At 70.6% G+C, this 6,716-nt stretch carries 4 protein-coding genes; 1 reads left to right on the top strand and 3 read right to left on the bottom strand.

The features are described 5' to 3' along the window. Window positions 1-409: 409 nt before the first annotated feature. The gene (locus ACFXMF_RS45935; protein WP_360318339.1) at window positions 410-1,105 is read right to left on the bottom strand and encodes an FCD domain-containing protein; all 696 of its coding nucleotides are present in this window, start codon (window positions 1,103-1,105) and stop codon (window positions 410-412) included. A gap of 145 nt (window positions 1,106-1,250) precedes the next feature. Here ACFXMF_RS45935 and ACFXMF_RS45930 point away from each other — a divergent pair, with 145 nt between their 5' ends. Next, on the top strand, window positions 1,251-2,495 hold the full coding sequence (locus ACFXMF_RS45930; RefSeq protein WP_380018199.1) for an MFS transporter: 1,245 nt from the start codon (window positions 1,251-1,253) through the stop codon (window positions 2,493-2,495). Between the two features lie 60 nt (window positions 2,496-2,555). On the opposite strand, the gene ACFXMF_RS45925 is transcribed toward ACFXMF_RS45930, so the two are convergent. Both ACFXMF_RS45925 and ACFXMF_RS45920 read right to left on the bottom strand, forming a co-directional pair. After that, complete coding sequence (locus ACFXMF_RS45925; RefSeq protein ID WP_379992680.1) at window positions 2,556-4,454, bottom strand: ABC transporter ATP-binding protein; 1,899 nt, start codon at window positions 4,452-4,454, stop codon at window positions 2,556-2,558. After that, the gene (locus ACFXMF_RS45920; RefSeq protein ID WP_360318478.1) at window positions 4,451-6,184 is read right to left on the bottom strand and encodes an ABC transporter ATP-binding protein; all 1,734 of its coding nucleotides are present in this window, start codon (window positions 6,182-6,184) and stop codon (window positions 4,451-4,453) included. Before ACFXMF_RS45920 ends, ACFXMF_RS45925 begins: the two co-directional genes overlap by 4 nt. Between the last annotated feature and the right edge of the window lie 532 nt (window positions 6,185-6,716).

The following is a 6,716-nucleotide window of genomic DNA, read 5'->3' as shown; positions in this document are numbered from 1 at the left end:
CATCCGTGAACTTCTTCGGACGTCCCACCTGAACATTCCCTTCCTGGACCCCACGATCCAAGTGTCAGGGTGTCCACGATCAGGGGGAAACCTCAGGCTCCCCGGCGGACCCGACCGGACCGCCCTCCCTCCGCGCCGTTGCCAGCGCCTTTCCGGCAAGCAACGCCCAGGTCTCGCCGGGGAGTCCAGGGCTCCCGGCCGCCGGTGACGGTGGGACCGGGTCGATCTCCGCCGGTCCACGTCGACCGTTTAGCCCTGAGCCATCCGCTGCCGACCAAGTCGTGACCGTCGGCCGCGCACGCCCGACCCACTCGGGAAGGCTCCCCGGCGGACCTGACCGGGCCGCCCTCCCGCGGCCACGACTGAGCCGATCCGCACACCCCGATGTCCCGCCGTCCCGACCGCGGCTCTACTCCGGTGCGCGTGCCGCGTGCCAGTCGTGGGTGTCGGTCAGGTTGGCGCCCGCCTGGCGGGCGGCCCGGATCGGGTCGCGGTCGCGCAGCGCGCGCAACAGGTCCTCGTGGCCGGCCGGGTTCGCGCCCTGGTAGTCGGGATCGTCCCAGGAGCCGGCCACCGACGCGCGCACCGGCCCGGCCAGGTTGCGGTACAGCTCGGCCAGCAGGGGATTGTGCGCCGCGTCGGCGATGCCCAGGTGGAACTCCCAGTCCGCGGCGATCCACGCCTCGTAGTCGCGCGCGTCCCACGCGGCCCGGCGCCGACGCAGCGCGTCGTCCAGGCCGGTCAGGTCGGCCTCCTCGGCGCGGATCGCCGCGAGCCGAGCGGCCTGCAGGTCGAGCGCCTGGCGGACCTCCAGGACCTGGCCGATATCGCTGCCGCCGTACAACCGCTCGACGGCGCCGGAGAGTTCGCTCACCGCGCGGACGTACGTGCCGTCGCCCTGGCGGACGTCCAACAGGCCCGCGTGGGCGAGCGCGCGGACCGCCTCGCGGACCGTGCCCCGGGCCACCTGGAGCCGGCTCATCAGTTCCGGCTCGGGCGGGATGCGGCTGCCCACCGGCCAGTCGCCGGAGGTGATGCGCTCGCGCAGCCGGGCGATCACCTCGGCGGACAGTGCCGGCCGGCGCACGGATTCGAGGCTGCTCATGCGCTCGGGCTCCTGACCTGGGACGTCGAATGGAGGAGGGGATCCAGAAGGGGTTGTCCACAGTACATCTGATGATTCGACGTCACACGCTGTCGTCGGTCGACTCGATCTGGACAGAATTCATCAGACGTCTTACCTTTGCGTCATGACTTCCGCAGTTCCCGTCACCGCCACGCTCCCGGCGTCGACCAGCGATGCGACCGGTCGCGCCCGGGCCGGGTGGCTGGCCGGCGTGGGCATCGTGCTGATCGCGTTCAACCTGCGGCTGGGCATCAGCAGCGCCGCCGCGCTCCTGGAGGCGCTGCGCGACGCGCTGGGCTTCGGCCCGGTGACCGCGTCGTTGTTGCCGACCCTGCCGACGCTCTGCTTCGCCGCCGCCGGGCTGACGGCGTCGCCGCTGGCGCGTCGGTTCGGTACCGAACGGGCCGTGCTGGTCGCGCTGTTCGCGCTCGCCGCGGGCCTGGGCATCCGGGTCGTGCCGAGCACGTGGGCGCTGCTGACCGGCACCGTCCTGGGCATGTCCGGCCTGGCCGTGGGCAACGTGCTGCTGCCGGCGCTGCTGCGCGCCCACTTCCCGCATCGGGTGTCGGTGCTGACCGGCGTCTACACCACGGTGATGGCTCTGGGCGCGACGCTGGCCGCGGCGGTGGCCGTGCCGGTCGCGAACGGGCTCGACTCGCCGTCGCTGGGGCTGGCCGTGTGGGCGCTGCCGGCCGTGATCGCGCTGCTGGTGTGGTCCCTGGTGCGGGCGCCGCACGCGCTCACCGCCGGCGGCGGTCCGGCCGCGCACGTATCGCCGTGGACGATGGCGCGCACCCGGTTGGGCAGGCTGGTCACCGCCTACTTCGCCCTCCAGGCGCTGAACTGCTACGCGCTGGTGGGGTGGTTGCCGACGCTGCTCTCCGACCAGGGCATGAGCCGCGGCGGGGCGGGTGCGATGTTGGCCGTCACCCAGGGCGCGGGCATTCCGGCGACGTTCGCGCTGCTGGCCTTCGTGCGGGCCACGGGGCGGCTGCGGCCCGCGTTCGTGGTGGTCTCGGTGAGCATGCTGATCGGCTTCGTCGGCCTGTTGGTCGCGCCGGTCGCGCTGCCGGTGTTGTGGGCCGCCGCGGTGGGCCTGGGCTTCTGTTCGTTCCCGCTGGTGTTGTCGGTGATCGGCGGCAGCGGCAGCGGCGCCGCGGAGACGACCGCGCTGTCCACCCTGGCCCAGTCGTTGGGCTACGCGGTGGCCGCGATCGGTCCCTTCGCGCTCGGCCTGATGCACGGCGCCACCGGCGGCTGGACGGTGCCGATGGCCGCGCTCGTGGTCACCGCCGTCGGCCAACTCCTGGTCGGCCTGGTCCTGTCCGGCAACCGGGGCACCGGGCCCGAGCAGCCGTCCGCCAAGTGAGTGCGCGCCGCGCGCGGGTGCCCTCGACGAGGAGCACCCGCGCGCGGCGGCGCGGTCGAACTACACGACCTCGGCCGCCGGTTGGGCGAACTGCGAGGCATACAGCCGGGCATACGCACCCTCGGCCGCCAACAGCGTGTCGTGCGTACCCTGTTCGACGATCGAGCCGGACTCCATCACCAGGATCACGTCCGCGTCCCGGATGGTGGACAACCGGTGGGCGATCACGAAGCTGGTCCGGCCGCGGCGCAGCGAGTTCATCGCCTTTTGGATCAGCACCTCGGTGCGGGTGTCCACCGAACTGGTCGCCTCGTCCAGCACCAGGATCTGCGGCTCGGTCAGGAACGCCCGGGCGATGGTGAGCAGTTGCTTCTCGCCCGCGCTGAGATTGCCCGCCTCGTCGGCGAGCACCGTGTCGTAGCCGTCCGGCAGCGTGCGCACGAAGCGGTCCGCGTGGGTGGCCCGGGCCGCCGCGACCACCCGCTCGCGCGAGACCTCGCCGACCCCGTACGCGATGTTCTCCGCGATCGTGCCGCCGATCAGCCACGTGTCCTGGAGCACCATGCCGATCGGTGCGCGCAGGTCCTCGCGGGTCATCCCGGCGATGTCCACGCCGTCCACGGTGATCCGGCCGCCGGTCACCTCGTAGAACCGCATCAGCAGGTTGACCAGCGTGGTCTTGCCCGCGCCGGTGGGTCCGACGATGGCGACCGTCTGGCCCGGGTGCACCTCCAGGTCCAGGTCCTCGATCAGCGGCTTGGCCGGGTCGTACCGGAAGGAGACCTTCTCGAACGCGACATGCCCGCTCACCTTCTCGATCCGGGCGGCCGGCTCCGGGTCGGGGGACTGCTCCTCGGCGTCGAGCAGGGCGAAGACCCGCTCGGCCGAGGCGACGCCGGACTGGAGCAGGTTGGACATCGAGGCGACCTGGGTGACCGGCCCGTTGAACTCGTACGAGTACTGGACGAACGCCTGGATGTCGCCCAGCGTCATCGCGCCCGAGGACACCCGCAGTCCGCCGATCACCGCGACGAGCACGTAGTTGAGGTTGCCGACGAAGGCCATCGCGGGCTGGATCAGGCCGGAGATGAACTGGGCCTTGAAGCCGGCCGTGTACAACTGCTCGTTGTGCTTGTCGAACACCTCGGCGGATTCCCGCTGCCGACCGAACACCTTGACCAGCGCGTGCCCGGTGTACATCTCCTCGATGTGCGCGTTGAGCTTGCCGGTGCTCGACCACTGCTTGACGAACTGCGGCTGGGCGCGCTTGCCGATCGCCATGGTGACCAGGATCGACGTCGGCACGCTGACCAGTGCGACGAGCGCGAGCAGCGGCGAGATCCAGAACATCATCACCAGTACGCCGACGATCGTCAGCACCGAGCGCACGATCTGGCCCATCGCCTGTTGCAGGGTCTGCGCGATGTTGTCGATGTCGTTGGTGGTGCGCGAGAGCACCTCGCCGCGCGGCTGCTTGTCGAAGTAGTTCAGCGGCAGCCGGGACAGCTTGGTCTCGGCGTCCTCGCGCAGCCGGTAGGTGGTGCGCTGGACGATGGTCGCGGTCAGTCGGCCCTGGGCGAAGGCGAACACCACCGAGCCGGCCACGACGGCGAAGGTGACCAGCAACAGGGTGCGTACGTGGTCGAAGTCGATGCCCTTGCCGCCGGCGACGCCGGTGTAGATCGCGTCGGTGGCCTTGCCGAGCAGGCGGGGGGTGAGCACCCCGAGGCCGACTCCCGCGATCCCGCAGACGAGCAGCGCGTACAGCCGGGCCCGCTCGGGCGCCATCATGCCCAGCAGGCGGCGGCTGGACGCCTTGAAGTGCATCGACTTCTCGGTCGGCGCGCCGCCCATCATGCGTGCCATGGGCGAACCGCCGACGGGCGGGCCGGGACGGCGTTTCGGGGTGGCCTCCTCGACCCGGTCGTCGGATGCGGTGGTCTCCTCGGTCGTGGTCACGCCGCCTCCTCCTCGGTGAGCTGGGACAGCACGATCTCGCGGTACGTGGCGTTGCCGGCCATCAATTCGCCGTGCGTGCCGGTGCCGACCACGCGGCCCTCGTCCAGCACCACGATGCGGTCCGCGTGCCGGATGGTGGCCACGCGCTGCGCGACGATCACCACGGTGGCCTGCGCGGTCTCGGCGGCCAGGGCCGCCCGCAGGGCCGCGTCGGTGGAGTAGTCGAGTGCGGAGAACGAGTCGTCGAACAGGTAGATCTCCGGCTTGACCACCAACAGCCTTGCGATCGCCAGGCGTTGCCGCTGGCCGCCGGAGACGTTGCCGCCGCCCTGGGCGATCGGCGCGTCCAGTCCCTCCGGCAGTGCCTCGACGAACGACCGGGCCTGTGCGGTCTCCAGGGCCCGCCACAGGTCCTCGTCGGTGGCGTCCGGGTTGCCGTAGCGCAGGTTGGAGGCGACGGTGCCGGAGAAGAGGTAGGGCTTCTGCGGGACCAGGCCCACCGTGCGCGACAGCAGCCCCGGTTCGAGTTCGCGGGTGTCCACGCCGCCGACCAGCACCGCGCCGGCGGTGACGTCCAGCAGGCGCGGGACCAGGCTCAGCAGGGTGGTCTTGCCCGCGCCGGTGCTGCCGATCACCGCGGTGGTCTCGCCGGGTCGGGCGACCAGGTCGATGCCGCGCAGCACCGGTTCCTCGGCGCCGGGGTAGCAAAAGCTCACGTCGCGCAGTTCGAGTCGACCGTGTGCGTGCAGCGCGGTCACCGGTGCCTTGGACACGGTCAGGCTGGTCTCGGTGTCCAGTACCTCGGTGATCCGGTCGGCGCAGACCGAAGCGCGCGGGATCATCATGGTCATGAAGGTGGCCATCATCACCGATGTCAGGATCTGCATCAGGTAGCTCAGGAAGGCGACCAGCGCGCCGATGTCCATCGCGTCGGAGCCGATCCGGTGGCCGCCGACCCACACGATCACGATCGCCGAGGTCTCCCACACCAGCAGGACCGACGGGTACATGAAGGCCATCAGCCGACCGAGCGAGAGCGACACGTCGCGGATCTCGGCGTTGGCGTCCGCGTACCGGGCCTGCTCGTGGTCGTCCCGGCCGAACGCGCGGATCACCCGGATCCCGGTGATCTGTTCGCGCATGATCCGGTTCACGTTGTCGATCCGGTCCTGGAGCACCCGGAACAGCGGCGGCATCGCGCGCACGATCCAGCCGACGGCCAGGATCAGCACGGGCACGATGATCAGGAACAACAAGGACATCGGGACGTCCTGGTTGACCGCCATCAGGATGCCGCCGAAGCACATGATCGGCGCGGACACCATCAGCGTGAGGGAGAGCAGGGCCAACATCTGGACCTGCTGCACGTCGTTGGTGGTGCGGGTGATCAACGACGGGGCACCGAACTCGCCGACTTCGCGTGCGGAGAAGGTCTGCACCCGGTTGAACACGGCGGCGCGGATGTCGCGACCCACGCCCATCGCGATCCGGGCGCCGAAGTACACCGCGATCGCGGCGCACACGATCTGGACCAGGGTGACGCCGACCATCGCGGCGCCGACCCGCAGGATGTAGCCGGTGTCGCCCTCGACCACGCCGTTGTTGATCAGGTCGGCGTTCAGGGTGGGCAGATACAGGGTGGCCAGTGTCTGCACCAGTTGCAGCAACACCACCAGGCCGATCGGCTTGGCGTACGGGCGCAGATGTGCGCGGAGCAGTCTGATCAGCACGAGGTCCTCTTCGAGTCGGGGGTGGACGGCCGACCCGAGGCGCCGGTCGTACACGGTCGCGGGAGTGGCCTCGTGCGGGGCGCCGGCCCGGAACGCGGGCCTGGGACGCGTCGCAAAGGCGGGTTCGCCCTTCGACGGTAGTGCCCTTCGACGAGGTGGTCGATGGGATTGCATCCATTGCCCGGCCGATGCCGAGGTGACCCGGCGGCGATCGAAGGGATGTGCATGACGGTTCTCCCCGAGTGTGGTTCAAGGTGCCGACCGCGGCCCGTCGACGTTCTTCGGACGGCATGCCGAAACCCTAGAACTTCAAGTCGACTTGAGGTCAAGGTCGACGGTCGGGGCGCGCCGATGCCCGCGGGTCGTCGGACGCCCGTTCGGCACCGTACACAGCGCGACGGCCTGCCCACCCCGAGGGGTGGGCCCGCCCGCGCCCGGCGCGGGTGGTGGGGCGCATTGGGTCGCGAAGAAAGACACAAATACGATCCAAACCCCCAAAACGTAGCCGGGGTTGCCGCCGTCCGAGAAGTGA

Source organism: Embleya sp. NPDC059213, assembly GCF_042754445.1.
Classification (GTDB): domain Bacteria; phylum Actinomycetota; class Actinomycetes; order Streptomycetales; family Streptomycetaceae; genus Embleya.
This window is presented reverse-complemented; position numbering and strand designations above follow the sequence as displayed.

Bases quoted from the DNA above. Each gene is read 5' to 3' on its own strand.
- ACFXMF_RS45935 (WP_360318339.1), bottom strand. From the start codon at position 1,105: ATGAGCAGCCTCGAATCCGTGCGCCGGCCGGCACTGTCCGCCGAGGTG.
- ACFXMF_RS45930 (WP_380018199.1), top strand. From the start codon at position 1,251: ATGACTTCCGCAGTTCCCGTCACCGCCACGCTCCCGGCGTCGACCAGC.